This is a genomic window from Streptococcus mitis (assembly GCF_000722755.1).
In the GTDB taxonomy this organism is placed as follows: domain Bacteria; phylum Bacillota; class Bacilli; order Lactobacillales; family Streptococcaceae; genus Streptococcus; species Streptococcus mitis_CM.
The window spans coordinates 318,852-345,641 of record NZ_JPFY01000013.1 but is presented as its reverse complement, the minus strand read 5'-3'; the positions used below and the strand labels follow the sequence as shown (position 1 = coordinate 345,641).

Here is a 26,790-nt window from a genome sequence, read left to right as displayed (position 1 = left end):
GACATCTCCTTTATGTTATTTTACAAATATATCATGCACTGATTTACTTATAGTATACCATAAAGAGCGGTCTGGACTCTCAACTACATAAACCTTCAACCCTGTCTCGTTTTCTATCACATGACGGACTGTACCGATATCTTCTATCTCTCCTTTATCATTTATGATTTTCAAGGGATCTGTTTCAGAATACTTTGTATACTCTTTATTAGCAATTTTTTGACGTTCATGATCACTATACTGTCTACTCACTTTTTCTCTCCGTTATCATTTTTTCAAATTTAGCAGAGTTTCCTCCGCCATCATTAACTAACTTTCCACTTTTTTTATCTTTATTAATAGTGAAAAATACATATAATTCTTCGTCATTATTTATATAAATTTTTAATTTGATCCCTCCCATTGGACTATGATTGATGGATTTATCATCAATTTGATAAGACTTTATTTTCCCTTTATTTGTTAAATAAAATTGATCCATTTCTTTCAAATCATCTTCTATAATCTTTTTGACTTCTTCACTCTTTACAATCCTAACCATCTCATCGTGTTCTACTTGTTTCATTACTTTATATCCTCCTATGCTTAACCCAGCGATAACTAATAAACTAGCTAAAACGATTCCTACAATTTTTAATAACCTCATGACATCTCCTTTATGTTATTTTACAAATATATCATGTACTGATTTACTTATAGTATACCGTAAAGATTTGTCTGGACTCTCAACTACATAAACCTTCAATCCTGTCTCGTTTTCGATCACCTGACGGACTGTGCCGATATCTTCTATGTCTCCTTTATCATTTATGATTTTCAAGGGATCTGTTTCAGAATACTTTGTATACTCTTCATTAGCCATTTTTTGACGTTCATGATCACTATACTGCCTATTCACTTTTCTCCTCCGTTATCATTTTTTCAAATTTAGCCGAGTTTCCTCCACCATCATTAACTAACTTTCCGCTACTTCTATCTTTATTAATAGTGAAAAATACATATAATTCTTCGTCATTATTTATATAAATTTTAAATTTGATCCCTCCCATTGGACTATGAAAAATGGAATTAATATCTATATCATAATTCTGGATAATATTTCCTTCTTCAAGTGCCCCTTTATGCCTCAGCTTTAGGTTATCTTCTATGATCTTTTTGACTTCCTCACCCTTGACAACCCTAACCATCTCGTCTTGTTCTACTTTTTTCATCACCTTGTATCCTCCTATGCTTAATCCAACGATAACCAACAAACTAGCTAAAACAATTCCTATAATTTTTAATAACCTCATGACATCTCCTTTATGTTATTTTAAAAATATATCATGCACTGATTTACTTATAGTATACCATAAATATCGGTCTGGACTCTCAACTACATAAACCTTCAATCCTGTCTCGTTTTCTATCACCTGACGGACTGTGCCGATATCTTCTAGCTCTCCTTTATCGTTTATGATTTTCAAAGGATCTGTTTCAGAATAACTTGTATACTCTTCATTAGCAATTTCTTGACCAGAGAAAATCTCTTGTAAATAGGAAAATAAAAGAGTAGATACAAGCATTTTAGGGTGATAAAATGGGTAACCAAAGGCATGATAGAAGGCGTCGAAGTGACAATCTTCCAAGGTATTCACCACTTTTTCAATAGTAAAGACAAGATGATCTTGTGGTAAGAAAGAACTGATTTCTAGTGGTATAGTTGTTTGATTTGTGTTATAGTGAATAGGCATGGGATAGACTTTCTAAATGGTTTATTAAGCAATTCTATTTTACAAAGACTATCACAACCATGTAAAAAAGCAACGGCAAATCCGTTGCTTTTTTTGGAGATAAGGGACTATTGTCCAAGGATCGTTATTTTATATTTAAAGTATAGTTTTTTATTTGGAATTTTGTCTTATCTTATCTCATTCCCATTTGAGAAAGTTTAGTTTGATATTTATTTTGGTCTACTAAGAGTGCCTGTCCTCCATAAACATCATAATCATCTACCCAATCACCTAGTTCTGGAACCGTTAATCTCTCAATGCCATTTTGCGCTCCATCTAGGAAGGATAAACCATTTGTCAATAAGAAACTATAGGGAACATTCGTAGAGGTCATCCCAAAGACCTTACCAAGTGCTTCTGATCCAGTAAAAAGTTTAGTTGGATCCTTGAGTTGCTGCAGAACAGCTGTCAGCACTTGCTGTTGTCTCTTGGTACGACCGTAATCACCTTCATCATCATCACGGAAGCGAGCATAATTGAGCAAGGTTGAACCGTTCATCTGCTGTTTTCCAACTTTGATAGTCTGGGTTGGAGACTCTGTTTCTGTAGCATGCAAGTCATCTCCCACCGTAGCTTCGGTTAAAGGTTGACCTTCTAAGGTTGAGAATTTGGCATCAATCGTCACCCCGTCAGGGAAGAGAGTGTCAATAGCGGTTGCAAAGGCCTGAAAATCAACCAAGGCATAGTACTTAATGTCCAAGTCAAAATTATCTTTCAATACTTGGCGAACCATTTCTGCTCCTTTTTGGCCTTCCTGTTCCCCTAGTTCATAGGCTACATTTAACTTGTTATCTGTTTGTTTCTTTCCATTGATAATCTTACTATATCCATCAATATAAACTAAGTTATCACGCATGAAGCTGACCAGCTTAATTTTCTTATCTGAGCCACCAACGTTTAAGACCATAATAGAGTCCGTTCTTGTTTCAGCACTATTTTGGCCAATCCGTCCATCCGTCCCCATAATCAAAATATTAACCCCATCCTTGGTATCTTGACCATGAAAAACTTCTACTTGAGCTGCCTTAGCATTGGCAGGTTTATTTTGATCCGCATTTGAATAGCCTTTTAGGAACATAAAAATCATGCCAAAACCGACACAGGCTAGAAGGGCAAGCAATCCTGCAAAAATGCGCCCCCAACGAATCTTACGTTTTTTGGACTTAACCTTTGGAAGAGGATGACTTTTCTGATATTTTTTTGCACGACTACGGTTACCGTAGGTTGGAAGAGGAGACTGATTGATTGGTTCCATGAAAGAATCTTCCATATCGTGATTTTCATTATGAATTTCTGGAGAAACTTCACTACCACTAGCCATATTTAACTTACCTTGCAGGTAAGCAAACTCTTTTTTCTCTCGCTCATTGAGGTAATGAATGTTCTTAAAAAGATAGTCATAACGTAACTGCTCGTGATGGCTTAAAGGATTTTCTTTACTCATCTTCTCTCCTTTCCATGGTCTGATATTGGATAAATGGGATAGGCACCCAGAACCTTATACTGGATTCCGATGGCTTCTAATTCTTTTTGGGCAAAGTGGACCAAGTCCTTATCAGCATAGTCCACATCAATAATGAAAAAGTATTCGCCCAGTGCTGTCTTGAGTGGCCGACTTTCAATTTTTGTCAGGTCAATTCCTCTCCAAGCAAAGGTCGACAGAGCCTTATAAAGTGCACCTGGAAGGTTGTCTGGTAAGGTCAAGGCCAAACTCATTTTCTCAGTTTGTGCTTTCAAGGGAATACTAGGCTTTTCAGCTCCCAAAACCCAGAAACGTGTGAAATTGGCTTCCATTTCTTGAATATCTTCGGCAATCAGTTCCAAGCCATATTCTTCGGCAGAACTTCTAGGAGCAATGGCCGCAAAAGGCTGGTCAGGATGTTCGGAAATAAAACGGGCCGCATAAGCTGTACTAGCTGTTACCTCGATTTGGGCCTCTGGATATTGTTCATCGATGAATTTCTTTCCTTGAGCCAAAGCTTGTGGATGAGAAAAAATCTTTTCAATCTTAGTATGGCCTGGAACCACCATCAACTGCTGATGAATAGGCTGAACGATTTCTGCCACTGCTTGGATGCGAGCCTGATGAAAAAGGTAGTCTAAGGTTTCATGAACACTACCCTCTATAGAATTTTCAACTGGCACCACAGAATAGTCCACCAATCCTTGCTCATAGGCCTTGATGACATCTGTAATATTGGCAAAGGCCTGCAATTCCTCATGAGGAAAAGCTGTCTGCACAACGTGGTGTGAAAATGATCCCTTGGGACCTAGGTAAGCAATTTTCATCTCAGTTCCTCTATAATTTCCTCTGGGCTTAACTTGGTCACATCCAAAATCCGACTAGCCACTTCCTCATACCAAGCCTGTCTTTCTTGAAAAATAGCTGCAAGTTCTTCCTTGCTATTATTTAGAAAAAGCGGGCGCTGATTGTCCTTATCAGCTGCTATGCGTTGGTAGAGGGTTTCAAAATCAGCTTTCAGGTAGATATTATCAGAATTTGTCTTTAGTAAGTCACGATTTCGCTGAGAAATAACCACTCCTCCACCAGTTGACACAACTTTGTCTCTTTGTAGTAACTCAGCTAGGATTTCTGACTCTACCTGACGAAAGGCCACTTCGCCCTTTTCAGCGAAAAAATTCGCAATGGACATACCTAGGCGCTTCTCAATCAGAGCATCCATATCAAGGTAATTAGGGTCTAAGCCTCTTGCAATAGTCGATTTACCAGCCCCCATAAATCCTAGTAATACCTTAGCCATGAATCAAGCTCTCCAAATCATCAAAGAAGCTAGGATAGCTGGTATTGATAGCTTCTGCACGGTCAAGATCCACTTCTCCATCAGCAACCAAGAGGGCCGCGATAGCCGTCATCATGCCGATACGATGGTCTCCAAAAGTATTGACTCTAGCACCGTGAAGGGCTGATTTCCCTTTGATAATCATCCCATCTGCCGTAGGTGTGATATCCGCACCCATGCTATTTAAAGCGTCTGCCACAACCTGAATGCGGTCTGTTTCCTTGACCTTGAGTTCCTCAGCATCCTTGATATCCGTTACACCTTGAGCTTGAGTCGCAAGCAGAGCGATAACTGGCAATTCATCAATCAAGCGTGGAATCAAGGCACCACCAATCTCTGTTCCTTTTAAGTCAGAAGATTCAACAGTTAAGGTAGCAGATTTAGCGACTGGGTCAATATCAGTCATTTCCAATTTTCCACCCATGGCACGAATGACATCGATAATACCGGTGCGCGTTTCGTTGATCCCCACATTCTGCAGCACTACACGAGAATTCGGAACAATCAAACCTGCGACCAACCAAAAGGCTGCACTGGAAATATCTCCTGGCACGACCACCTTTTGTCCTGTCAATTTTTGTGGTCCTTGGACTGTGATTTTCTTACCGTCCACACTTAAATGGCCACCAAATTGTTGCAGCATATCTTCAGTATGATTACGGGTGCACTCTTTTTCGATAATTACAGACTCCCCCTGAGCCTGCAAGGCCCCAAACATCAAGGCTGACTTGACTTGGGCAGAAGCAATCGGCAACTCATAATGAATAGGTCTTAGGTTTTTCGTCCCTTTTAAATGAAGGGGAGGCAGGTCTCGCTCAGTTTGCCCTGAAATACTAACGCCCATTTTTTTCAGCGGAAGGGTCACACGATCCATAGGACGTTTGGAAAGACTATCATCTCCAAACATTTCTACTTCAAAGTCTGCACCAGCAAGAACACCTGAAATCAAGCGAATCGAGGTGCCAGAATTTCCCATATCAAGGGCATTTTGCGGCGCTTTTAAGCCATCCATGCCTACACCTTGAATAGTGATCACATCGTCTTTATCCTCAATAACAACACCAAGGTCACGAAAAACCTGCATAGTTGAGAGCACGTCCTCACCACGCAATATATCATAAACCTTGGTCTCACCCTCAGCCAAACTTCCAAAGATAATGGAACGGTGGCTGATAGACTTATCACCTGGAACTCGGATACTGCCATGTAAGTGGCTAATGTTTATTTTTAGTTTCATACTGGACCTCATACTTGCAATACTTTTACTTATTTTATCATAAAAAGCCAGAAATTCCTTAAAAATTTCTGACTTTATGATAGTTATTTTCTTATTTTAGCAATTCTGAAACTGGTTCGAAAACAATTTTTTCAATGTCAGAAAGATAAATAGCCAATTGTTGTTGCTTGGTAAAGAATTCTGACAAGAGGCTATTTCCTTGAATCTGCTTGCCAAAGCCTTCCATTTTCGCTTGAAAGGAAGCGTCTGGTATTTGACCTGTCTGCGCTAGTCTTTGAATTTCCTCTTGGAAGGCAACATATTCTGTAAAGATTTTACTTGCCTCAGCATCTGCTGCAATCGCATCTTTAGCTGCTTTGACAGCCTTGTATTCTGGTAATTCGCGTAGACCGCGACTAAGTTCATTTGCACTATCGTAAATATTTGACATAATTTTCTCCTTATTTGATAACGACTGTGTAGTCGGTGTTTTCTGTTATGAGGTGCTCAGCTCGTTCTAAATCTTGAGCATTTTTAAATGAAATTTGTAGGATCCCGTGAATATCTTCCCGGTTTTCCTCGTTAATATGAATATTGACCAAGGAAGTTCCACGTAGTAATTCCAAAATCCTCAGGATGACATCTTCTTCATCGGGAACGTCAACATAGAGGTCGTAAGAACTGTCTACTCCACCACGCTTATGGATTTCCATAGCCTGACGTTGCTCACGCGCTTGGTTGAAAAAATTCCAGATTTGCTCCTCATCTCCCTTGCTGATAGCCTGACCAACCTCATCCAACCGTTCCTTAAAATCCTCAATCCGCTCTAGGATAGTCTCACGATTGGACAAGAGAATGGAGGTCCACATCCCTGGCTCACTTTCCGCAATCCGAGTCATATCTCGGAAACCACCAGCCGCAAAGCGCCTTGCCATCTCATGTTCTTGAGCATAAACCGCGGTCTGTTCCATGAGACTGGAAGCCAGAATATGAGGAAAATGGCTGATCTGAGAAGTGACTCGGTCATGCTCCTTGGCATCAATCTCGATAAAGCGAGCGTGAAGACCTGAAAGCAAGTCCCTCATTTCCGCAAGAGTGTCCTGACCTGTCAGACTCGAAGGTGTAAAGATATAATAGGCATTTTCAAAAAGATTGACATCTGCCGAAGCAGCCCCTGTCTTGTGACTACCAGCCATGGGATGGGCCCCGACAAAGTGAACAGGTTTGCCAGCCAAATACTGCTCCGCTGCATCCACAATGGCTGACTTGGTTGAACCAGCATCTGAAATAATCACTCCTTCTTTCAAGTCCAAGTTGGCCAACTCCTTAATGAAAGCAATGGTTTGTTTGATTGGCAAGCTGAGGATGATGACATCTGCCAAAGGAGCAAAACTGGCAAAATCATCTGTTGCACGGTCAATCATGCCTTCTTTCAAGGCGATATCTCTCGAAGCTTGACTGCGATTATAACCTAAAATTTCATAATCTGGATGATCGCGTTTGATACCAAGGGCCATAGAGGCACCAATCAATCCAAGACCTGCGATATAGACTGTTTTTGCCATAGGAACTCCTTAATAGTTCTTTGTATAGTCTCGGTGTTTGGCTACCGCTTCTTTTAACTCCTCTAGATTGTCTGATGAGAATTTTTCAAGGATTTCTTGTGCCAGAACCGTTGCCACAACGGCTTCCATAACTACACCCGCAGCTGGAAGAGCAGTCGGATCACTTCTCTCCACAGTTGCCTTGTAGGGTTCATGGGTTTCGATATCCACACTCATGAGTGGTTTGTAGAGAGTAGGAATGGGTTTCATGACGCCACGAACAACGATGGGTTGCCCATTGGTCATACCACCTTCAAAGCCACCTAAATTATTGGTACGGCGAGTATAGCCGTCTTCTTTAGACCAGAGAATTTCATCCATAACTTGGCTGCCTTTACGATAACCAGCTTCAAAGCCAAGACCAAATTCCACCCCTTTAAAGGCATTGATAGAGACAACAGCTTGGGCCAATCGTGCATCCAATTTTCTGTCCCATTGGACATAGGAACCAAGACCAACTGGAACGCCTCCGACAACTGTCTCGACAACCCCACCGATGGTATCTCCATCACGCTTGATTTGGTCAATGTAGTCCTTGATTTCCTGTTCCCTTTCTTGGTTGACAATAGAAACTTCAGACTGGGCAGCTCTTTCCTTAATCTCAGCAACTGTGAGATTCTCAGGAACATCGATTTTCTTGCCACCAAAGACTACGACATGGTTGGCAATCTCCATATCCAGCTCAGCCAAGATGCGTTTGGCTACTGCCCCAACTGCTACCCGCATGGTGGTTTCACGGGCAGATGAGCGCTCCAAAGAATTTCTCAAATCACCAAAACGGTACTTGATTCCCCCAACCAAGTCGGCGTGACCGGGACGAGGATGGGTGATTTTTCGTTTGCTTTTAAGGCGGTCTTCAATGTCCTCCGAAGACATGATATCCAGCCATTTCTGATGGTCCTTATTGATGACATCCATGGTAATAGGAGCCCCAGTCGTCTTCCCGTGGCGAACACCCGAAGTAAAGATAACTTGGTCACTCTCAATCTTCATACGACCACCACGGCCGTAACCACCCTGACGCCGTTTCAAATCCTCATTGATGTCCTCTGCTGTCAAAGGAAGTCCAGCTGGAATTCCTTCAATGATAGCAGTCAGACGGGGACCGTGTGATTCTCCTGCAGTTAAATATCTCATACACTCTCCTTATTTTACCAAGTAGTCTTTCATCTCTTCCAGAGAAACTGGGTGGATGGTCGCTGAACCAAGCTCTGGTACCAAAACTAATTTAAGAGTATTACCACGCGCTTTCTTATCATGTGTGAGAGCTTGATAAAGCTTGACAACATCCCAGTTTTCATAGTCAACAGGCAAGCAAAACTTCTGACACATTTCTGTGATGGACTGGGTAATACCAGCTGGCATGAGGCCTTTTTCCTCAGCAACCTTGGAAATCTGCACCATGCCCATGGCCACAGCTTCTCCATGCATGACCTTACCATAACCGGCAGTCGCTTCAATGGCATGGCCAATGGTGTGGCCAAAGTTAAGGTAAAGCCGAACACCATTGTCCAACTCATCCTCAACCACCATCTTGCGCTTAACCTGACAAGAATGTTCAATCAAAGTCTCTGCACTTTCCAAAATGCTCTCAACAGAACCATCTAGCTCCGTCAAAATTTTCCACAGTTCTGGATCCTCAATCAAGCCATATTTGATAACCTCACCCATTCCTTCAATCAACTCTCTCTTTCCAAGTGTTTCAAGGACAAGCGGATCAATCAGAACCCCATCTGGTTGGGCAAAGGTACCCACCATATTCTTAGCAAATGGAGTGTTGACGCCTGTCTTTCCGCCGATAGAAGAATCAACCTGGGCTGTCAAGCTAGTCGGTATCTGAACAAAATGAATACCCCGCATATAGGTAGAGGCTACGAAACCAGCCAGGTCTCCAACGACACCACCTCCGAGAGCCACGATTCCATCGCTACGAGTCAACCCCTGCTTAACTAGAAATTCATAAACTTTCTGTACAGTGGTTAAATTCTTTCTTTCTTCGCCTTCTAAAAAGTCAAAAACAGCTACCTGAAAACCAGCATCTTCTAGGCTGAGCTTGACCTTCTCTGCATAAAGAGAAGCCACATGGTTGTCAGTTACAATGACCACTTTTTGAGGTTGCCAGAGTACTCGCAACCATTGACCAGCCTGAGCCAGACAGCCTTTTTCAATCTGAATATCATAAGGATGATTAGGAATATCGATTCTGATTTTCATAGGAGAATCTCCTTTTCTTTATTGGTATTTTTCTGTTAAGGACTGCCAAATCTCTTCTGTTGGCATTTCCTTTCCAGTCCACAGTTGAAAAGCTTCTGCAGCTTGATAGAGCAACATTCCCAGACCATTGACTGCTGGATTCCCCTGACTTCTGGCCCATTTCAAAAATGGTGTTTCAAAGGGTTGGTAAATGATATCTGCTACTAAAAGAGTTTCTGGTAGGACAATGCTTTCAGGAACTGGAGATGATTGACCGTCCATTCCTACACTTGTCGCATTGACAAGTAAATCCGACTCAGCAATCCTTGCTTGCAGTTCAGAAACATCTTCTAAAGCATACAAGTCCACCTTAAAGCTTGTCTGCTCCTGTAACTTGTCTAGGTAAGGTCTTGTTTTTTCCATAGAAACTGAACGAACAAAGACAGAAATCTGACTGACGCCATCCAAAATAGCCTGTGCTATAATGGATTTAGCCGCTCCACCTGCACCCAGCAGGGTCATCTTTTTACCTGAAATTGTAAAAGAAGGCAAGCTCTTAAAAAATCCCTTGCCATCTGTATTATATCCAATTAAATTGCCATTCTCATTGACAACCGTATTGACCGCACCAATCAAGCGTGCTTCATCGCTCAGCTCATCCAAATAAGGCATCACCTGCTCCTTATAGGGCATGGAAAGGTTGATGCCAAACATCTGGTAGCGACGAATATTAGCCACTGTTTCTGCCAAATCACCCGCTTCAATCTCCCAAGCCACGTAAGCACCATTGGTAGCTGTCGCCTCAAAGGCACTATTGTGAATAAAGGGGGAAATAGAATGCTTAATAGGATTAGCAACAACGGCAGCTAAACGTGTATAGCCATCAAGCTTCATCCAAAATCTCCCGAATTTTTTTCATGTTAGCTAAGGAAATCTGACCTGGGGCACTTGCCTCATCTAGACTAGCAAAAGACCAGCTAGAACCCGTCACATCCGCAGTGATACGAGAGACCTTGCCCACCTTACCCATAGAAATGGTCACATATTCCTGCTCAGGATTGAGGGTTTTAAAGCCTCGTGTATAGTTCATCAAGTCTAGCACATCCTGCTCCGTGTGAGCCATCACCGCAACCTTAACAAGTTTTGGATTTAGGCTCGTCAACTCTGACAAGATTTCCATCATATTTTCAGGTGTTTCTTGGAAATTATGGTAACTCAAAACGAGATTTGGGAAGTCCAGCATTTCCTCAAAAACATTCTTGTAGCTATAGTACTCAAAATCAATATAGTCTGGTTGATAGAGTTGCGCCACTTCCTTGATTAGATGGATATATTCTTCTGGAGAAAGGTCGATTTCTCCCCCTTCAGAACGAGTTCGCAGCGTGAAAACCAATTCACGACCTGCAAATTTTTCAAAAATAGCTGGAGCTACCTGCAAAATCGCTTCTTTAGGCAGATAGTCGGCACGCCATTCAATGATGTCGGCATCCAGATACCTCGTGGCATCCAGAGCCTGAGCCTCCTCTAAACTTCTTGGCATTACTGAAACGATTAATTTCATTTACTAACCTTCATACTAATCACCTTGAGGTAATTACTACTTTCATCTTTTTTATTATAGGCAAAATCTGCTGGAAGACCGTATTTGTTTAAAATTTGGTAACTTCTTCCTGCAAAGCCTTTATCAATTTGTTCTGTAAATTTCTGGCGGGAAACATTGGCAGCATTGGTACTAGCAATGATAATCCCTCCTGGATTTAAAATCTCAAGACTCTGGGAAATCAACTTGTGATAATCCTTGGCCACAGAGAACGTTTGTTTTTTGTTCCGAGCAAAGCTAGGCGGATCTAGGACAATCACATCGTAAGCCAAGCCTTTTCGCTTAGCATACTTGAAATACTCAAAGACATCCATGACTATAAAACGATGGTCGTCTGTACTGATTCCATTTGCCTGAAAATGCGCTTGAGACAATTCTCGTGAACGTTTAGCTAGGTCAACCGAAGTAGTCTGGCTTGCTCCCCCCATGGCCGCAGCTACTGAAAAGGCTGCTGTATAAGAAAACATATTGAGCAAGGATTTGCCCATAGCTAAACCATCAACCAAGCTACCACGAACCTCGTGCTGATCTAGGAAAATCCCTGTCATCAAGCCATCGTTCATAAAGACTTGATACAGAACACCATTTTCCAGAACAGTGAAAAAGTCAGGTGCTTCTTGGCCATAAATATGGGCAGATTCATAGTCCAAACCCTTAAAGCGGATCTTCTCATATACTCCTAAAACCTCAGGAAAAACCTGTCTAAAGGCTTCTGAGATAACCTTGCGAATCTGATAAACATAAGAGTTATACCAAGAAAAGACAGCGAAGTCGCCATAAAGGTCCACTGTCAGACCGCCAAAGCCATCTCCCTCTTGGTTGAAGAGACGAAAGGCTGTTGTCAATTCATCTTGATAGTAGGCTGTTCTCTTTTCTTTAGCTTGTCTAAACAGCGTTTCAAAGAAAGCTTGACTGAAGGTCACCTTGTCTTTGCTGACAAACCAGCCCAAGCCCTTGTTTTGCTGAGAAAGGTAGGCAGTACCAAGAAAGGTGCCTTCTTGACTATGGACTTCTACCTCATGATCCTTGAGATTGATATTCTCAAGATCGCTGGCTTCTAGTAAAACTAGTCCCTTTGAAAGCTTTTTTTCAACCCGTTTGTTGACTATTATTCTATTCATAGTCACTATTATAGCAAATTTTGTAACAATTCTCAAAAAAGAAACTACCCTTGCTTTTTTACTCTAGTTTTAAAAAATGGTATACTAATACTAATAAAAACTTAGGAAGTAATTGTGTGAGAATAACAATAAAAGATGCTCTTCCAAGAACGGAGGAGCATTCTTTTTATCAACGAAAATCAAAGTTCAAACTAGCCTCAGTTTAACTTTGAGATTGTAGCTAGAGAGGGTGTATCAGCAATATATGTCTGTCAAATTTGGTGACGAAGATAGATGAGAAGATAAATCAGCTTCAGCAGGTATATAAAAAATTTAATTATATAGAAAAGCTTTTTGTTACAAACTCAATATACTATCAATAAATAATATTATAGAAGCAACAATTATTATCATTTCACCTATTTGAATAATCCTATTCCGAACTCTAAATATATTTTCTATCAAAAATACTTGGATCACACACATTATAGGAATTAACGTTTTTGAAATTGAAAAATATCCAAATAAATAAACTATAAACAACAATAATAGAACTATATTATATTTCTTATTCAAAACATTCCTCCCCATATTTTTTGATTGCCAATCTTAATAATTTACAACTACATTATAACAAACTATGAAATCGATTTATCAAATGAAATTTATCAAGATAGTAACCATCTATCTCATCTTTTTTCTATTTCTACCAATATGCGTGACAGGTAGTAATGATAGCCAAAAATAGCAAGACCAAGCAGGAGGATAAGAACTCCTACTCCCAAGCTAATGGCAAGGACAGGGGTGAGAGACCGAACCAAGAATAAGCTCCCTATTACAAGGGCCATTAAGATTGCACTATAAACCAAAATCAAAACAATTGCTACTATACGATTTGAACGGTTCACCAGGTCCGTAATGCTACTCCAATTGGTTGACAGATTTTTAACATCCTTAAGGTAATGGTGGCAAGAAAGGATGACACTGGCAAGGATCCAGACTACAAGAAGGTAAAGCATCGAAAGTATTGGAAAGCCTAGATATAGAGAAAGGCCAAGTAAAGTCAGAACTGGTAAAAAGGACTGGACAGCAAATATAATCCAAAATTTCACTTTCACATAACGAGCAAAGTCAAAGGGTAAACTCTTAAGAAAATCAACATTTTCCCTCTCCAAGGATAAGGCAATTGAATGCAGGCTGGTGATATTGTTATTGACAACTGCTATAAACAATCCTATAAAAAATAAGGGTAACCAGTATGGAGGATGAATATCTGGAACTATCTGAGAATCTCGGATTTTGGAAATCAGACCAATCATCATGAGATAAGGAAGGAAAGCACTTGTAAAAAGCACTGTAACCACGCCAGTTCCCTGTCCCAAAAGGGTGAGGTGGTAGCGTAAAACCATACGGAAAAAGCCCTTTTTATTAGTAGTTGAAATTCTCTCCTTATTGCGACGTTCTTTCTTGACCTTCTCCTCACTGTTAAGCAGAATCACGTCATAAAAATGAGGAAAAACCTTCTTTTTGGTCAGGTAAAGCAAGAAAACAGTTAAAGCTATCCAAGCGAGCAGACCCAGTATGGCTTCTGTCGAAAAAGGCTTCACTGCTATTTTATAAAAGATATGAAGAGGATAAAGGAGAAATGGAATGTCTCTAACTTTGTCAACAATACTTCCAAAAGTCGACTGTAGAAAGAGGACAAATATTAAAGGTATGAGAACCCCTATCCCAATCATCACATTGGCAAAAATAGACTGATACTTTCTGAAGACCGTAGTCTGAGCCAAGAAATGTACTGCCACTACCATCACTAAAGTAACAGAGACAAATAATAAGGCCAAGGACAGCAGCATCAAAGGCAAGCCCAGCCAAAGAGAAGGAGCTAGCCTAATATAGAGGACTAGAAAATAAGCTAGGATTGGTACAATTCCAGCTAGAGCTGGCAAGAGAACAGACAGTCCTTTAGCAATTATAATCTCTGATTCTTTAAAGGCATAGGGCCTATACGATGCCAAGTCCTTACTCTCATAAAAGACATTGTAAAATGCAGTGAAAGAAGTTGAAAAGGCAAGCACCAGTAAAATAGCAACCATGCTACTAAAAAAACTTGGCATTTCCTCAAAAGGAAAACGAAAGGCTATATTTATAAACATGAAAAGCATCAAGAGACTAGAAAAAATGTAAGAACTTAGGACTCTAGCGGAAACATTTACTTTTTTTCCAGGATTTTTAGCTTGCTTCTTTCGTAGGTTAGCCAGATTAGCTTCTTGAGATGAATAGAGGATATTGATATCAACTAATTTTTTAATGACTTTGAGACGCATCTGAAACCTCCTCTTTTCTACCAGCAAGGCTAAGGTAAATACTTTCCAAAGACTGGTCTGGGTGGTCTTTTCTCAAGTCCTCCACGCTACCACAATAAATCAAATGCCCCTTTTTCAAAATAGCAATCCGATCACAGACTTGCTCAGCTACCTCTAGGACATGGGTTGAAAACAAGACAGTCTTACCTTTTTGTGCATGTTCCTTCATCATCTGTTTCAAATCAAAGGCAGCTTGGGGATCCAAACCAGTCAAGGGTTCGTCCAAGACCCAAATATCAGGATCAGACAAGAGTGCCCCGATGACAAAGACTTTCTGACGCATTCCGTGAGAAAGGGTTTCAATAACCTGATAGCGGTTTTCAGCAAAATCAAAAACACTCAATAGCCTAGCTAGACTAGCCTCCAAGTCAGAGCTAGTCAGATCATAGGATGAGGCGATCAATTCCCAAAATTCATTGGCCGTTAAGCGTAAAAATAAGTCAGGCGAGTCTGCTACGTAGCCAATCTTTCGTTTAATATCTAAACGATTTTCAGATAACTCCTGACCGTCTACCAAAATACGACCACTGCTGGGCGAAATGATACTGACTAAGGATTTTATAGTGGTCGATTTTCCAGCACCATTATGGCCAATCAAGCCCATAATCTCCCCATTTTCAATCTGCAAATTGAGATTACTCAAAGCCTCTTTATCACCATACAACTTACTAACATTTTGAAATTCAATCATGAGAAATCTCCTCTCTTTATCTATGTAATTTACTATAATTATAGCGCTTTCATTTTAAAAATCAACATTTTATATAAAATAGTCAAAAACTTATTATTCAGTTTTACGCAAACGATTGAGCTAACCAATACTTTATGATAGAATAAAGAACAAGATTGACAAGTAAGAGGAAACATCATGCAAAATCAAACACTCATGCAGTACTTTGAATGGTATCTGCCCCACGACGGTCAGCACTGGACGCATCTGGCTGAAGATGCTCCACACCTAGCTGATCTCGGTATCAGCCATGTCTGGATGCCACCAGCTTTCAAGGCTACCAATGAAAAAGATGTCGGCTATGGGGTCTATGACTTATTTGACCTAGGAGAGTTTAACCAAAAAGGAACTGTCCGCACCAAGTATGGTTTTAAAGAAGACTATCTTCAAGCCATTCAAGCTCTAAAAGCACAGGGAATTCAACCTATGGCAGATGTGGTGCTCAATCACAAGGCTGCTGCTGATCACATGGAAGCCTTTCAAGTTATCGAAGTGGATCCGGTTGACCGTACAGTTGAACTTGGGGAACCCTTCACCATCAATGGCTGGACTAGCTTTACCTTCGATGGTCGCCAAGATACCTACAATGACTTCCACTGGCACTGGTACCACTTCACCGGTACAGACTACGATGCCAAACGCCGCAAGTCTGGGATTTATCTGATTCAAGGGGACAACAAGGGTTGGGCAAATGAGGAATTGGTCGATAATGAAAACGGTAACTATGACTACCTCATGTATGCCGACCTAGACTTTAAACATCCTGAAGTCATCCAAAATATCTATGACTGGGCTGACTGGTTCATGGAAACGACTGGTGTAGCTGGTTTCCGCTTGGATGCCGTTAAACACATTGACTCTTTCTTCATGAGCAATTTTATCCGTGATATGAAGGAAAAATACGGTGAGGATTTCTATGTTTTTGGTGAATTCTGGAATCCTGACAAGGAAGCCAATCTAGACTATCTTGAAAAAACGGAAGAACGCTTTGACCTTGTTGATGTTCGTCTCCACCAGAATCTCTTTGAAGCCAGTCAAGCTGGCGCAAACTATGACCTTCGTGGTATTTTCACAGATAGCTTGGTTGAACTCAAACCTTACAAGGCTGTAACCTTTGTCGACAACCACGATACCCAACGTGGTCAGGCTCTTGAGTCTACTGTTGAAGAATGGTTCAAACCAGCAGCCTATGCCCTCATTCTATTACGCCAAGACGGCCTTCCATGTGTCTTTTACGGAGATTACTACGGGATTTCAGGGCAGTATGCTCAACAAGATTTCAAAGAAGTCCTTGACCGCCTCCTAACCATCCGAAAAGATTTGGCATATGGAGAACAAAATGACTACTTTGATGATGCTAACTGTATCGGTTGGGTCCGTTCAGGTGCTGAAAATCAATCCCCAATCGCAGTCTTGATTTCCAATGACAAAGAAAACAGCAAATCAATGTTTGTCGGCCAAGAATGGGCTAACCAAACCTTTGTAGATTTACTTGGAAACCATCAAGATCAAGTTACAATCGATGAGGAAGGTTATGGACAATTCCCAGTCTCAGCTGCTTCGGTAAGTGTCTGGGCAGCTAATACTATTTAATAGTTCATAATATTCAAGCCAGATCCAATCGGATTTGGCTTTTTTGTATTCACAAAAAGACCTACCCAAATGGATAGATCTTTACTTAATTACAATTTACCTGCTACTGCATCCAACAATTCTTGGATTTTAGCTTGGTTGCTTCCTCCTGCCATGGCCATGTCTGGTTTACCACCACCACGTCCATCGACGATTGGTGCCAATTCTTTGACAAGGTTTCCTGCATGAAGGTCTTTTGTCTTGCTTGCTACAAGGACATTGACTTTGTCACCGATAGCGGCAACTAGGACAAGAAGATCAGAGTAGTCTTTTTGTTTCCAGTTATCTGCAAAGGTACGAAGGGCACCTGCATCTGATACAGACACTTGACTAGCAATGTAACGGTGACCATTGACTTCCTTCACATCCTTGAAGATATCGCCTGCAGCTGCAGCTGCGGCTTTTTCTTTCAACTCAGCATTTTCTTTTTGCAATTGACGAAGTTGTTCTTGAAGTCCTTCTACCTTGTGAGGGACTTCTTTAAGTTGAGGTGCTTTCAAGGTTGCTGCGACAGCTTTAAGAGCATCCTCTTGTTCACGGTAGGCTTCAAAGGCTTCCTTACCAGTCACTGCCAAGATACGGCGAGTTCCTGAGCCGATTCCTTCTTCTTTGACAATCTTGAAGAGGCCAATCTCAGAAGTGTTGCCAACGTGGGTACCACCACAAAGCTCGATAGAGTAGTCACCGATAGTAACAACACGGACTTCCTTACCGTATTTCTCACCAAAGAGGGCCATAGCTCCCATTTCTTTGGCAGTGGCAATATCCGTTTCAACTGTCTTCACTTCAAGAGCTTCCCAGATTTTCTCGTTGACTTGCTGTTCAATCGCGCGCAATTCTTCAGCAGTCACTGCTTGGAAGTGGGTAAAGTCAAATCTAAGGAATTCGACTTCATTAAGCGATCCTGCTTGTGTTGCGTGGTTTCCAAGGATATTGTGAAGGGCAGCGTGAAGCAAGTGAGTCGCTGTGTGGTTTTTCATGACACGGTGACGACGATTAGTATCAATTGCCAAGGTATATTCTTGGTTCAAAGCAAGTGGTGCATGGACTTCAACTATATGAAGAGCTTGTCCATTTGGTGCTTTTTGAACATTTGTCACAGTAGCCACGACCTTACCTAACTCGTCCAAGATTTGTCCGTGGTCAGCCACCTGTCCACCCATTTCAGCGTAGAATGGAGTTTCCGTAAAGATAAGTGAGGCAGTTCCTTCAGATACAGCTTCTACTTCTGCATTGTCAGCCACGATAGCCACCAATTTAGAAGACAATTGTGATGCTTCATAGTTAAAGCGGCTTTCTACAGTGATGTTTTGAAGGGTTTCATTTTGCATACCCATTGAGCCACCCTTGACGGCTGATGCACGCGCGCGTTCTTGCTGTTCTTTCATGGCTGCTTCAAAACCTTCACGGTCTACAGTCATACCAGCCTCTTCAGCGATTTCTTCAGTCAATTCAACTGGGAATCCATAAGTGTCGTAAAGTTTAAATACATCTGAACCAGCAATAACAGATTGACCTTTTTCTTTCAAGTCAGCTACAATGCCTTGGGCAAAGTGTTGACCTGAGTGAAGGGTACGCGCAAATGACTCTTCCTCGCTCTTAACGATTTTTTCAATAAAGTCACGTTTTTCAAGTACTTCTGGGTAGTAGCTTTCCATGATTTTTCCAACGGTTGGAACGAGTTTGTAAAGGAAAGGCTCGTTGATTCCCAATTTTTGACCATGCATAGAAGCACGACGGAGAAGACGACGAAGGACATAACCACGACCTTCATTTCCTGGAAGGGCACCATCACCGATGGCAAATGAAAGTGAACGGATGTGGTCAGCAATAACCTTAAAGCTCATGTTGTCGCCATCTTGGTCATAGACCTTACCAGATAATTTCTCCACTTCACGAATGATCGGCATGAAGAGGTCTGTCTCAAAGTTTGTCTTAGCCCCTTGGATAACGGCCACCAAACGCTCCAAACCAGCGCCCGTATCAATGTTCTTGTGTGGCAATTCCTTGTACTCGCTACGAGGAACAGCAGGATCTGCGTTAAATTGTGACAAAACGATGTTCCAGATTTCGATATAACGGTCGTTTTCGATATCTTCTGCAAGGAGACGAAGACCGATATTTTCTGGGTCAAAAGCTTCTCCACGGTCAAAGAAAATCTCTGTATCAGGTCCAGAAGGTCCTGCACCGATCTCCCAGAAGTTGTCCTCGATTGGAATCAAATGACTTGGGTCCACTCCCACCTCAATCCAGCGGTTATAAGAATCTTTATCATCTGGATAGTAGGTCATGTAAAGTTTTTCAGCTGGGAAGTCAAACCACTCAGGGCTTGTCAAAAGCTCATAAGCCCAAGTGATCGCTTCGTCACGGAAGTAATCACCGATAGAGAAATTCCCCAACATTTCAAACATGGTATGGTGACGTGCAGTCTTCCCTACGTTTTCAATGTCGTTGGTACGGATGGCTTTTTGGGCATTGGTAATACGTGGATTTTCAGGGATGATGGTCCCGTCAAAGTATTTCTTAAGGGTTGCTACCCCAGAGTTGATCCACAAAAGAGTTGGGTCGTTTACAGGAACCAAACTTACTGATGGTTCTACTGAGTGACCTTTGGTCGCCCAGAAGTCAAGCCACATTTGGCGTACTTGTGCACTAGATAGTTGTTTCATATTGTCTCCTTATTTACTTGTTTAATGTGATTGGCTTTCCAGCATTTCCACATAGTCAATCGCGACACAGAGGGAAATGACTAGGTCTGCATAAGCGTCCTCAAGAACCGTTACGGTATAGGTAGAAGTCAGATGGAAGAGTTCTTTCTTTATCTCAGCAATCAGCTGATCGCGATCATCCAGCAATTTGAAATTCAAATCCCAGATATTGCCCTCGATACGAAGACCTAGATTATCAAACTCATACTTATCTCGCCAGAAGGTCAACTTCTTGCGAATGACAAAACTCGAGCCATCCCCAAGCTGAATCTCAAAACGAGGGAGCAAGGTCAAGATTTCTTTACTAATCTGACTGACCTGTTCACCAGCCGCATCATAGATGGTAAAAGTTTTGGGAATCTTAAAAAATGATCCCTCCACCTGATAGGCGATTTCTCCCCTGTCATCCTTGATAGCGAAGCGTTCGCCTCCAAGACGAAACTTTTGTTTGACAAGTAATGTTTTCATCAACACCTCCAAAAATCAAAAGACAAGCTCATATCACGAAGGGCGAAAAACCGCGGTACCACCTTCATTCAATGAACTTGTCATTCTCTTATTCTTATGCAATTGTTAAATTGAGTAGCATGACTTCCTAGCTTAGATGGCTCGCAGCACCGCCATTTCTCTGGGCTAAGACAAGTGAAAATCAATTCTCAACTTTCTTATTATATCGTTTTTTGGGTTCCGCGTCAACTGGAAATGATTCTAGCCAATAGTAGTGAATTAGGAGAGAAGATATTTTGAAAATTCACCTACTAGTTTTGAAATGTAAGTAGTAATATTTAATTTATTTCTAATACTTTTCCCCTATTCTCATATATTGCCACTCAGAATAACCAACCTCAAGGATTTCTGGGACTTTTGTGAGTCCGTTATACACTACAATAAAATGCCCTTTATCATTCCAAAACTTGCCTAAAATTTCTGCATCTTCTTCTTTTGCTTTTAACTTGCTTTCTTGCAGACCTAAGCTTTCTGTTTGTACTGTTTTAATCTCTTCCTTGCTTCCTTGAGTTCCTAAAATATATCCCCAAAAGTTTACCCAAAATAAGATAAAAAGCATAAATACGATTGTAGCATATTTCAAGAATTTCAGCTCTTTCATTTTTCTATTATTCCTTTTAGTTTAATCAGTCTAAAATATTTTGTGTTCTCTAAATATTAAATAGTCTTCTAAATAGTGTCTTTCTTTATCTAAATCTAATTTCAAAGCCAATTTTTTCAATCACTTTTTGGATCTCATCTAGCGATACTAGAAACCATTCTTTAGGGACAAAGCTCTCTCCATTTGGTGCTATTAATTCCACATCTAACTGCTTGTCTGCAAAATAATGATGAAGAGTCGTTTCTAATTTTCGAGCGCTGAAATTCTGAACCTCAAAACTAGCTACTAAACGGACAGGAGCATAAAGATAGGTTCCTTCTCTTTCAGCATTTGCTAACCGTTTTTCAATTTGATCCTGTGTAAAACCGATTTTATAGAGATTACGGATGTTAGCAATTTGAGGATTGCTACTCAAGGATTTCACCACATAGATATATCCAGTTGTAATTCGTTCGCTTGGACTGATACCAGTCATCACATCTTCTATCAATTCTGTTACCATTCGTCCATGGCGCGTTCTATCGTGCAGATTAGATACAAAGGAGCGGAGTAAGGCCTTCTTATTTTCTGTACCATTTTCATATACGAGATGAAGTTCAGCATTAGTATAGCCATTCTTATCAGTGAAATCTTCTCCTTTAGAAACAACATAAACCATTACTCCATTATCCACATAGAACATACCAGGTTTAATTTCTTTTTCTTTTATCACGTCAGACTTTCTGACTTGACGACGACCTTCACTAATTTCATCATGAACACGAGTAAATAATCCCTGATAATCTTCAAAATTTCCCATCCGTTTACGTGTTCGTGTTTTATCACGCGCTTGAATCGTTCGTTTATAACGTGAGACATCAAATAAAGATTTTTCAGCACTATTTACTGACTCAAACAATTCATCTGATAAAATATCTGTTAAACTAGCAGGACTTGAAATAGGGGTCTCGGACTCAACAATATCTATTTTTAGTAGCCCAAATTCATCATAAGGTTCTAACTTTCGGATGCTATCAGGAGATTTTCTAATGCCATTCAATCGAGAAAATAAACTGCGTTCTTTAATGTTTCTAGACTTTTGTGGCTCTTGCCCATTATTTTCTCTCACCCAATCTATAATTTCTAAAAATTTCTCTACTTCATGATCTGTAACTATTTTTTTCTTATGTTTTAAAGGAGCTATTAAATGTTCAAAATCAGAATCATTAAAAATGTCAGTTAAATTTTTGAAATCAATCATTACCATTCTCCATCTTCAACTTCATCTGAGACAATTGTAACAAAGCATAAGCCAGTCTCTGTTCGTACGTATCGTTACTTGATTTATCTGGATAACGACCATTTTCATTCAAAAATTGCTTAATTTGAGGATAAAGAATTAACAGTTCTTCTTCCGAAAACTCCATCTTCTGACCATCCATATAATCTTGTATTAGACGCAAAGTCGGAGCATCAATTTCACGTGATATAACTTCGTAAGCTCTCTGGAAAGGATTGATCTGATCAATCAAATCAATAGACAACTCATCAATATTCACAAATTTATCTGCCATTTTTAGGAAATCTGTTTGCCCTACTCCCTCTTTCCGTTCAGCTGATTGAACGACCGATTGACTAATAAACTGTTGACGAACTTCTTCAACTTCAGCACCACTTAAGTCAGGATAGATTTGTTTAATGATGGCTGGAATCATCTGCTTATTAATGACTTCTGCATCCGTTCCTGAAGCAATCGCAGTTTGGATACGCGGTTCTTGTAAGATACTAGCACGTAAGTCATTCATGTCATTTTCTATGATATCTTTTGTTCTTTGAGTAGTCGGCTCTTTTAAGCCTTTCACAAACATTTCGGCACCAGAAGATTTCTGGTCATCTCGGTCTTTTCGTTTGAACTTAAAATTTGGTGCTAAAACAGACTCCATCAATAGACTAGCTGTAATAGCCTTCATAACATTATTCACAGCAAAGAAAACTTCATCATCTTGAGCATCTGGTTGGGAAATAAGATTGGTAAATTGAGCATGCGATTTATTGGAACTATCTCGTGTTACTCGACCTATAATCTGAACAATTTCTGTTAGCGACTTACGATAGCCAATCGTTAAAGCATACTCAGCATAAGGCCAGTCAAAACCTTCTTTAGCCATACCAAGTGCGATAATGATATCGAGATTATCTAAACTGGTCATCTTATTTAGATAATCCTGTACTTTTTCACGCCCTTCTTCTGTGACAAGGTCAGCAACCTTCAATACACGACCTGTTTCCTCAGTAACTAACCATAATCCAGTCTTAGGATCTGGAACAGCTTGCCCCAGTTCGTCTAAAATTCGGTCAACTTCATCATACTTATCCTTAGTTGACTCACCCGAGTTTACATTGGGAATATGAATAATGGTTTTCTTGCTTGTGTCCAGTACTTCGTGCAAAACATCCGTGTAACGACCACGATAAAAGTTATAACCCATGGCAAAACTTTTCAGATATTTGTACCCCTCCAACTGTTCATAATAAGTATAAGATACCTTATCAAATTTTTGCTCATCTTCAGGTGCCAAAATAGGGACAGAATCTCCACGGAAATAAGACCCTGTCATAGCCACTACATGGGCTGTTGAATTGGCTAATATGTTTCTCAAGGCATTCCCTAAAACTGAATTATCATCTTGAGATACATGATGAAATTCATCGATAGCTAAAAGAACATTGTTAAAATCACTATCAGCCAGCTGTTCAAAGGCAAAACGCAAGGTGGCATGCGTACAGATTAAAACTCTATCATCAGGTGACTCTGAATGCATAAAGTCTACAAACTGTTTTACCTTACTTTTACTGGTTCCTTGTTCAGTCAAATTATTTTTGGAAAGAACTTCCCAATCCCAGTAAAAACCATAATCTGTCAATTTTGTTGAACGAAACGATTTTCCGATAGATCTTTCTGGGACTGCTATAATAGCTTTTTTCAGACCTTGAGCATGTAGTTTATCAAGAGCAATAAACATCAGAGCTCTCGACTTACCAGAGGCAGGAGGCGCCTTAATCAGTAAGTGTTGAGAAGATCTCTTAGCATATACCCGCTCCTGCATTTCACGCATTCCAAGTGCATTATTTGATTGACTAGCACCTGTACCATTGTAATTAATTTCAAATATATTTGAGGTCATTTCGTTTCCTTTTCTGTCATTTCTTTATACAGGTCCAATAAGACACTGAGCCTTTCTTCATCTGATTCAAAAGGCTTTTGCTGGTAGGCACGTTCTACGATACCATCAATTTTTTCATGTGCTTGACGAAGACGTTCGTTCATCGGTTTATTGGCTCCACCGTACAAATCAGCCAAGGTTCCACCTTCTTCTTCTCGAACATCTAACATTTCAAAAACAGCTTCTTCAAGTATATTTTTCCGAGTAACCGAAAGTTCTGGAATTGGGAATGTATTATAGACCAGTCCAGCTGAATAACGCAAACGTGTCTCTAATTTACCACCTACTTCACGTAACCAGATATTATGCATACGCGACCCAATTATCCCTATAAGCCAGATTGGAGCATTGTAAACAATACTTACAGCATAAGTGGCAATTGTACCTTTCTCCATGTAAGCGACTGGTATATAATCTCTACTTTCAGAAGATACTACAGGCATAACAATTGCATCTTCTTCACGATATTTATCTTGACCAAAACGCCACGGTTTATTAGCTACTGAATTTGAACTCTTACCTTTTGTATTCTCACGAAAATATTTCACTTTTTCAATACGACTCTTTATTTCAGGTATTTTCATAGCAAAATCTACTTCTTCATCATTAATCCAAATAGCAAATGAATACGTTCCATTCATGATATCAGTAGCATTAATTAGTTTTTTAAATAATTTCTCCGATTCTGGATATTTAGAAACAAACTTATTCTTTTCTTCAATAGTTAAAATAAGATTATCTTCACCAAATTCAGCACTTCCTTTTGTTATATTCTTTGGTAAACGACTTAATGGCTCTCTTCTTTTGTTTACTATAAAATTTGGTCCTTCTTTTAAATAGACATTTATATTATCTACTGCCTTTACTTCATCAAGTTTAAATAATTTTTTCTTTTCATTATTTATTCTTGAAATACCAACAATTGCAACAGTAACTCCAGCTTTATTTTTAGCACTATTTGACCAAGAAAACGATGGGTAAGCAAAACTAATTTCAAGACTATTTAAAATATTATTCAAGAAAAATGAGGCTTGTTCACCTTGAAAAATAGAATTTGTAGACACAAAGGCTAAATTAGTCAAATTATTTCTTCCTAATATGAATCTACTTCCTTTAACAAACCATCCTAAAATATAATCAATTTTTTTAGCACTAATTGGGAAAATAGCATTCTTTAAATCTTCTTTTTGAAGCTTCGTTTGAGGATTTCTTCCCCCAGCCCCTATATACGGCGGATTCCCAAATATATAAACTTCGTCATCTTCCTTAGCATTCAACACAGTTTCCCAGTCAATTCTTAGAGCATTCCCACAGACGATATTTCCAGCTTCTCTTAAAGGTAATAGTCTTGGATGGACATCAGCAAGAGCTTCTTCCATTTCCACATTCATCTGGTGTTCTGCTATATACAAGGATAGCCTTGCTACTTCATGAGCGAAATCATCCAATTCAATTCCTGAAAACTGGGATAGAGAAATCTTAGATGCATCAGCAATCAATTCTCCTTGATAAACAGCTTTTTCATTCAAGGAGTCACGAATTTCACGCTGTTTGACTAAGATATTAATTTCTAAACGACGAAGTTCTTTATAGGTAATGATGAGGAAATTTCCAGAACCACAAGCAGGATCTAAAAACTTGATAGAGGCCATACGAGTGAGCAACTCTTCTAACTTAGGTAAGATTTGTCGTAATTCCTTGCGACGATGTTCCTCACTAAAGTCACCACCTCCTATATAGTAATCAGCTCGTTCTTCTAATTCCGTAAATGTTGCTCGTAGATTATCTAAAAATAGTGGTTTGATGACCTTCATAATATTAGGCACGCTAGTATAGTGCATACCCGATGTTGATCTTGCTTCTGCATTTGCCACGGTTTGAATCATTGATCCCAAAATATCTGGATTGATTTCATTCCAGTTTAGCAATTCTCCTGCTTCAATGAGTAATTGACGAGTTCTTTTATTGAAAATAAGGTCATGATGTAGCTCTGAAAAAAGCTTACCATTTACATAAGGAAAATCTGATAACCATGACTCCAAATTCTGACGACTAAATTCAGGCATATCTAAAATAGTAAATAGTTTTCTAACACACTCATTCAAGTCAGAACCATCTTCGGATGTCCTCATCTTAATAACATTTGTGAAAGCTCCCTTGGAGATAATATTTGTATCTTCTGCAAATAGTAGAAAAAGAACACGAATCAAAAATAGATTAAATGATTTACCATCAGTTTCAGTAATTGCTAGTTCAGGATTGATAGAAATTAGTTCATCATAAAGTTTGGTGAAACGCTCTGCCGCTTTTACATCAGCAGGATTTTCCTTATCATAATCAATCTTTTCAATACCATTCCAAGGTAAGAAGAAATCACAATGGGCTGGTAAATCATTAAAAGAAATTGCTAGAGTTAGCCCTGTCTGTGTATCCTTTGCATATAATTCTTGAAAATCTGTTGTAATAATAAATCGAAATTTACGAACCTGATCCTCCAACTCTTTATCAATCTCAGTCAGAGTAAGTAATGGCTGATTTTCAACTTTACGAAAATACAATTTGTTTTTTATGATAAAATCATCAGATGCTACTTTACTTGCTCTTGTTATGGTCGTTTTAGTAATGTCAAACAATGAAACAAATTCAATAATAAATGTCGATTTATTAAGATTCTCTACTAAAACCTTGGTTCTATCCTCAATCTCGGTGATATTTAATAACTTTTTAGCCATTAGATACCTCCAAGAAACGCAAAAA

24 protein-coding genes and 1 pseudogene are annotated in these 26,790 nt (G+C 39.8%); 1 reads left to right on the top strand and 24 read right to left on the bottom strand.

The genetic code is table 11. The features are described 5' to 3' along the window. Window positions 1-15 precede the first annotated feature (15 nt). The 18 genes and pseudogenes from SK578_RS04900 to SK578_RS04815 all read right to left on the bottom strand — a co-directional run bounded on the left by SK578_RS04900 (window position 16) and on the right by SK578_RS04815 (window position 15,343). Complete coding sequence (locus SK578_RS04900) at window positions 16-252, bottom strand: hypothetical protein (protein ID WP_050491237.1); 237 nt, start codon at window positions 250-252, stop codon at window positions 16-18. After that, window positions 245-646, bottom strand: a complete 402-nt coding sequence (locus SK578_RS04895) for a DUF1310 family protein (RefSeq protein ID WP_042750978.1) — start codon at window positions 644-646, stop codon at window positions 245-247. Before SK578_RS04895 ends, SK578_RS04900 begins: the two co-directional genes overlap by 8 nt. 15 nt (window positions 647-661) lie before the next feature. Beyond that, on the bottom strand, window positions 662-898 hold the full coding sequence (locus tag SK578_RS04890) for a hypothetical protein (RefSeq protein ID WP_042750977.1): 237 nt from the start codon (window positions 896-898) through the stop codon (window positions 662-664). Next, window positions 891-1,292: a DUF1310 family protein gene (locus SK578_RS04885; protein WP_042750976.1), complete on the bottom strand. Its 402-nt coding sequence runs from the start codon at window positions 1,290-1,292 to the stop codon at window positions 891-893. The genes SK578_RS04890 and SK578_RS04885 overlap by 8 nt, the downstream gene beginning before the upstream one ends. A gap of 213 nt (window positions 1,293-1,505) precedes the next feature. Then, a pseudogene (locus tag SK578_RS11465) lies at window positions 1,506-1,733 on the bottom strand (transposase); the annotation flags it as partial. 172 nt (window positions 1,734-1,905) lie between these two features. Further along, on the bottom strand, window positions 1,906-3,216 hold the full coding sequence (locus SK578_RS04875) for an LCP family protein (protein ID WP_042750975.1): 1,311 nt from the start codon (window positions 3,214-3,216) through the stop codon (window positions 1,906-1,908). Further along, on the bottom strand, window positions 3,213-4,061 hold the full coding sequence (gene pheA, locus SK578_RS04870) for a prephenate dehydratase (RefSeq protein ID WP_042750974.1): 849 nt from the start codon (window positions 4,059-4,061) through the stop codon (window positions 3,213-3,215). The genes SK578_RS04875 and pheA overlap by 4 nt, the downstream gene beginning before the upstream one ends. Next, window positions 4,058-4,534 (bottom strand): shikimate kinase, encoded by a 477-nt coding sequence (locus tag SK578_RS04865; protein ID WP_004259764.1) that lies wholly within the window; start codon window positions 4,532-4,534, stop codon window positions 4,058-4,060. Before SK578_RS04865 ends, pheA begins: the two co-directional genes overlap by 4 nt. Further along, window positions 4,527-5,810, bottom strand: a complete 1,284-nt coding sequence (gene aroA, locus SK578_RS04860; RefSeq protein ID WP_042750973.1) for a 3-phosphoshikimate 1-carboxyvinyltransferase — start codon at window positions 5,808-5,810, stop codon at window positions 4,527-4,529. The genes SK578_RS04865 and aroA overlap by 8 nt, the downstream gene beginning before the upstream one ends. A gap of 91 nt (window positions 5,811-5,901) precedes the next feature. Next, on the bottom strand, window positions 5,902-6,240 hold the full coding sequence (locus SK578_RS04855; protein ID WP_042750972.1) for a YlbF/YmcA family competence regulator: 339 nt from the start codon (window positions 6,238-6,240) through the stop codon (window positions 5,902-5,904). Between the two features lie 10 nt (window positions 6,241-6,250). Then, window positions 6,251-7,354 carry a prephenate dehydrogenase gene (locus SK578_RS04850; protein ID WP_042750971.1) on the bottom strand — a complete coding sequence of 368 codons (1,104 nt, stop codon included), beginning with the start codon at window positions 7,352-7,354 and terminating at the stop codon, window positions 6,251-6,253. 9 nt (window positions 7,355-7,363) lie between these two features. Then, window positions 7,364-8,530: a chorismate synthase gene (aroC, locus tag SK578_RS04845; protein ID WP_042750970.1), complete on the bottom strand. Its 1,167-nt coding sequence runs from the start codon at window positions 8,528-8,530 to the stop codon at window positions 7,364-7,366. Between the two features lie 9 nt (window positions 8,531-8,539). Then, window positions 8,540-9,607 carry a 3-dehydroquinate synthase gene (gene aroB, locus SK578_RS04840; protein WP_042750969.1) on the bottom strand — a complete coding sequence of 356 codons (1,068 nt, stop codon included), beginning with the start codon at window positions 9,605-9,607 and terminating at the stop codon, window positions 8,540-8,542. An 18-nt stretch (window positions 9,608-9,625) separates the two neighbouring features. Then, a complete protein-coding gene (locus SK578_RS04835) occupies window positions 9,626-10,480 on the bottom strand; it encodes a shikimate dehydrogenase (protein ID WP_042750968.1) in 855 nt (284 codons plus the stop codon). Continuing rightward, on the bottom strand, window positions 10,470-11,147 hold the full coding sequence (gene aroD, locus SK578_RS04830; protein WP_042750967.1) for a type I 3-dehydroquinate dehydratase: 678 nt from the start codon (window positions 11,145-11,147) through the stop codon (window positions 10,470-10,472). The genes SK578_RS04835 and aroD overlap by 11 nt, the downstream gene beginning before the upstream one ends. Continuing rightward, complete coding sequence (locus SK578_RS04825) at window positions 11,144-12,307, bottom strand: class I SAM-dependent rRNA methyltransferase (RefSeq protein ID WP_042750966.1); 1,164 nt, start codon at window positions 12,305-12,307, stop codon at window positions 11,144-11,146. The genes aroD and SK578_RS04825 overlap by 4 nt, the downstream gene beginning before the upstream one ends. Window positions 12,308-12,975: 668 nt before the next feature. After that, window positions 12,976-14,613 carry a hypothetical protein gene (locus SK578_RS04820; protein ID WP_042750965.1) on the bottom strand — a complete coding sequence of 546 codons (1,638 nt, stop codon included), beginning with the start codon at window positions 14,611-14,613 and terminating at the stop codon, window positions 12,976-12,978. Further along, window positions 14,594-15,343 (bottom strand): ABC transporter ATP-binding protein, encoded by a 750-nt coding sequence (locus SK578_RS04815; RefSeq protein ID WP_042750964.1) that lies wholly within the window; start codon window positions 15,341-15,343, stop codon window positions 14,594-14,596. The genes SK578_RS04820 and SK578_RS04815 overlap by 20 nt, the downstream gene beginning before the upstream one ends. Before the next feature lie 177 nt (window positions 15,344-15,520). Here SK578_RS04815 and SK578_RS04810 point away from each other — a divergent pair, with 177 nt between their 5' ends. Then, on the top strand, window positions 15,521-16,975 hold the full coding sequence (locus tag SK578_RS04810) for an alpha-amylase (protein ID WP_042750963.1): 1,455 nt from the start codon (window positions 15,521-15,523) through the stop codon (window positions 16,973-16,975). Between the two features lie 89 nt (window positions 16,976-17,064). Here the strand turns inward: SK578_RS04810 and alaS are convergent, their stop codons facing one another. The 6 genes from alaS to SK578_RS04780 all read right to left on the bottom strand — a co-directional run bounded on the left by alaS (window position 17,065) and on the right by SK578_RS04780 (window position 26,765). Then, the gene (alaS, locus tag SK578_RS04805; RefSeq protein ID WP_042750962.1) at window positions 17,065-19,683 is read right to left on the bottom strand and encodes an alanine--tRNA ligase; all 2,619 of its coding nucleotides are present in this window, start codon (window positions 19,681-19,683) and stop codon (window positions 17,065-17,067) included. A 21-nt stretch (window positions 19,684-19,704) separates the two neighbouring features. Continuing rightward, window positions 19,705-20,190 carry an LURP-one-related/scramblase family protein gene (locus SK578_RS04800; protein ID WP_042750961.1) on the bottom strand — a complete coding sequence of 162 codons (486 nt, stop codon included), beginning with the start codon at window positions 20,188-20,190 and terminating at the stop codon, window positions 19,705-19,707. A 328-nt stretch (window positions 20,191-20,518) separates the two neighbouring features. Then, a complete protein-coding gene (locus tag SK578_RS04795; RefSeq protein ID WP_042750960.1) occupies window positions 20,519-20,830 on the bottom strand; it encodes a hypothetical protein in 312 nt (103 codons plus the stop codon). Between the two features lie 85 nt (window positions 20,831-20,915). Beyond that, complete coding sequence (locus SK578_RS04790) at window positions 20,916-22,070, bottom strand: GIY-YIG nuclease family protein (RefSeq protein ID WP_042750959.1); 1,155 nt, start codon at window positions 22,068-22,070, stop codon at window positions 20,916-20,918. After that, window positions 22,063-23,994 (bottom strand): DEAD/DEAH box helicase, encoded by a 1,932-nt coding sequence (locus SK578_RS04785; RefSeq protein WP_042750958.1) that lies wholly within the window; start codon window positions 23,992-23,994, stop codon window positions 22,063-22,065. The genes SK578_RS04790 and SK578_RS04785 overlap by 8 nt, the downstream gene beginning before the upstream one ends. Continuing rightward, the gene (locus tag SK578_RS04780; RefSeq protein WP_042750957.1) at window positions 23,991-26,765 is read right to left on the bottom strand and encodes a class I SAM-dependent DNA methyltransferase; all 2,775 of its coding nucleotides are present in this window, start codon (window positions 26,763-26,765) and stop codon (window positions 23,991-23,993) included. Before SK578_RS04780 ends, SK578_RS04785 begins: the two co-directional genes overlap by 4 nt. Window positions 26,766-26,790 lie beyond the last annotated feature (25 nt).

Coding starts and splice junctions, on each gene's coding strand:
- SK578_RS04895 (WP_042750978.1), bottom strand. CDS start 646: ATGAGGTTATTAAAAATTGTAGGAATCGTTTTAGCTAGTTTATTAGTT.
- SK578_RS04885 (WP_042750976.1), bottom strand. CDS start 1,292: ATGAGGTTATTAAAAATTATAGGAATTGTTTTAGCTAGTTTGTTGGTT.
- SK578_RS04875 (WP_042750975.1), bottom strand. CDS start 3,216: ATGAGTAAAGAAAATCCTTTAAGCCATCACGAGCAGTTACGTTATGAC.
- pheA (WP_042750974.1), bottom strand. CDS start 4,061: ATGAAAATTGCTTACCTAGGTCCCAAGGGATCATTTTCACACCACGTT.
- SK578_RS04865 (WP_004259764.1), bottom strand. CDS start 4,534: ATGGCTAAGGTATTACTAGGATTTATGGGGGCTGGTAAATCGACTATT.
- aroA (WP_042750973.1), bottom strand. CDS start 5,810: ATGAAACTAAAAATAAACATTAGCCACTTACATGGCAGTATCCGAGTT.
- SK578_RS04855 (WP_042750972.1), bottom strand. CDS start 6,240: ATGTCAAATATTTACGATAGTGCAAATGAACTTAGTCGCGGTCTACGC.
- SK578_RS04850 (WP_042750971.1), bottom strand. CDS start 7,354: ATGGCAAAAACAGTCTATATCGCAGGTCTTGGATTGATTGGTGCCTCT.
- aroC (WP_042750970.1), bottom strand. CDS start 8,530: ATGAGATATTTAACTGCAGGAGAATCACACGGTCCCCGTCTGACTGCT.
- aroB (WP_042750969.1), bottom strand. CDS start 9,607: ATGAAAATCAGAATCGATATTCCTAATCATCCTTATGATATTCAGATT.
- SK578_RS04835 (WP_042750968.1), bottom strand. CDS start 10,480: ATGAAGCTTGATGGCTATACACGTTTAGCTGCCGTTGTTGCTAATCCT.
- aroD (WP_042750967.1), bottom strand. CDS start 11,147: ATGAAATTAATCGTTTCAGTAATGCCAAGAAGTTTAGAGGAGGCTCAG.
- SK578_RS04825 (WP_042750966.1), bottom strand. CDS start 12,307: ATGAATAGAATAATAGTCAACAAACGGGTTGAAAAAAAGCTTTCAAAG.
- SK578_RS04820 (WP_042750965.1), bottom strand. CDS start 14,613: ATGCGTCTCAAAGTCATTAAAAAATTAGTTGATATCAATATCCTCTAT.
- SK578_RS04815 (WP_042750964.1), bottom strand. CDS start 15,343: ATGATTGAATTTCAAAATGTTAGTAAGTTGTATGGTGATAAAGAGGCT.
- SK578_RS04810 (WP_042750963.1), top strand. CDS start 15,521: ATGCAAAATCAAACACTCATGCAGTACTTTGAATGGTATCTGCCCCAC.
- alaS (WP_042750962.1), bottom strand. CDS start 19,683: ATGAAACAACTATCTAGTGCACAAGTACGCCAAATGTGGCTTGACTTC.
- SK578_RS04800 (WP_042750961.1), bottom strand. CDS start 20,190: ATGAAAACATTACTTGTCAAACAAAAGTTTCGTCTTGGAGGCGAACGC.
- SK578_RS04795 (WP_042750960.1), bottom strand. CDS start 20,830: ATGAAAGAGCTGAAATTCTTGAAATATGCTACAATCGTATTTATGCTT.
- SK578_RS04790 (WP_042750959.1), bottom strand. CDS start 22,070: ATGATTGATTTCAAAAATTTAACTGACATTTTTAATGATTCTGATTTT.
- SK578_RS04785 (WP_042750958.1), bottom strand. CDS start 23,994: ATGACCTCAAATATATTTGAAATTAATTACAATGGTACAGGTGCTAGT.
- SK578_RS04780 (WP_042750957.1), bottom strand. CDS start 26,765: ATGGCTAAAAAGTTATTAAATATCACCGAGATTGAGGATAGAACCAAG.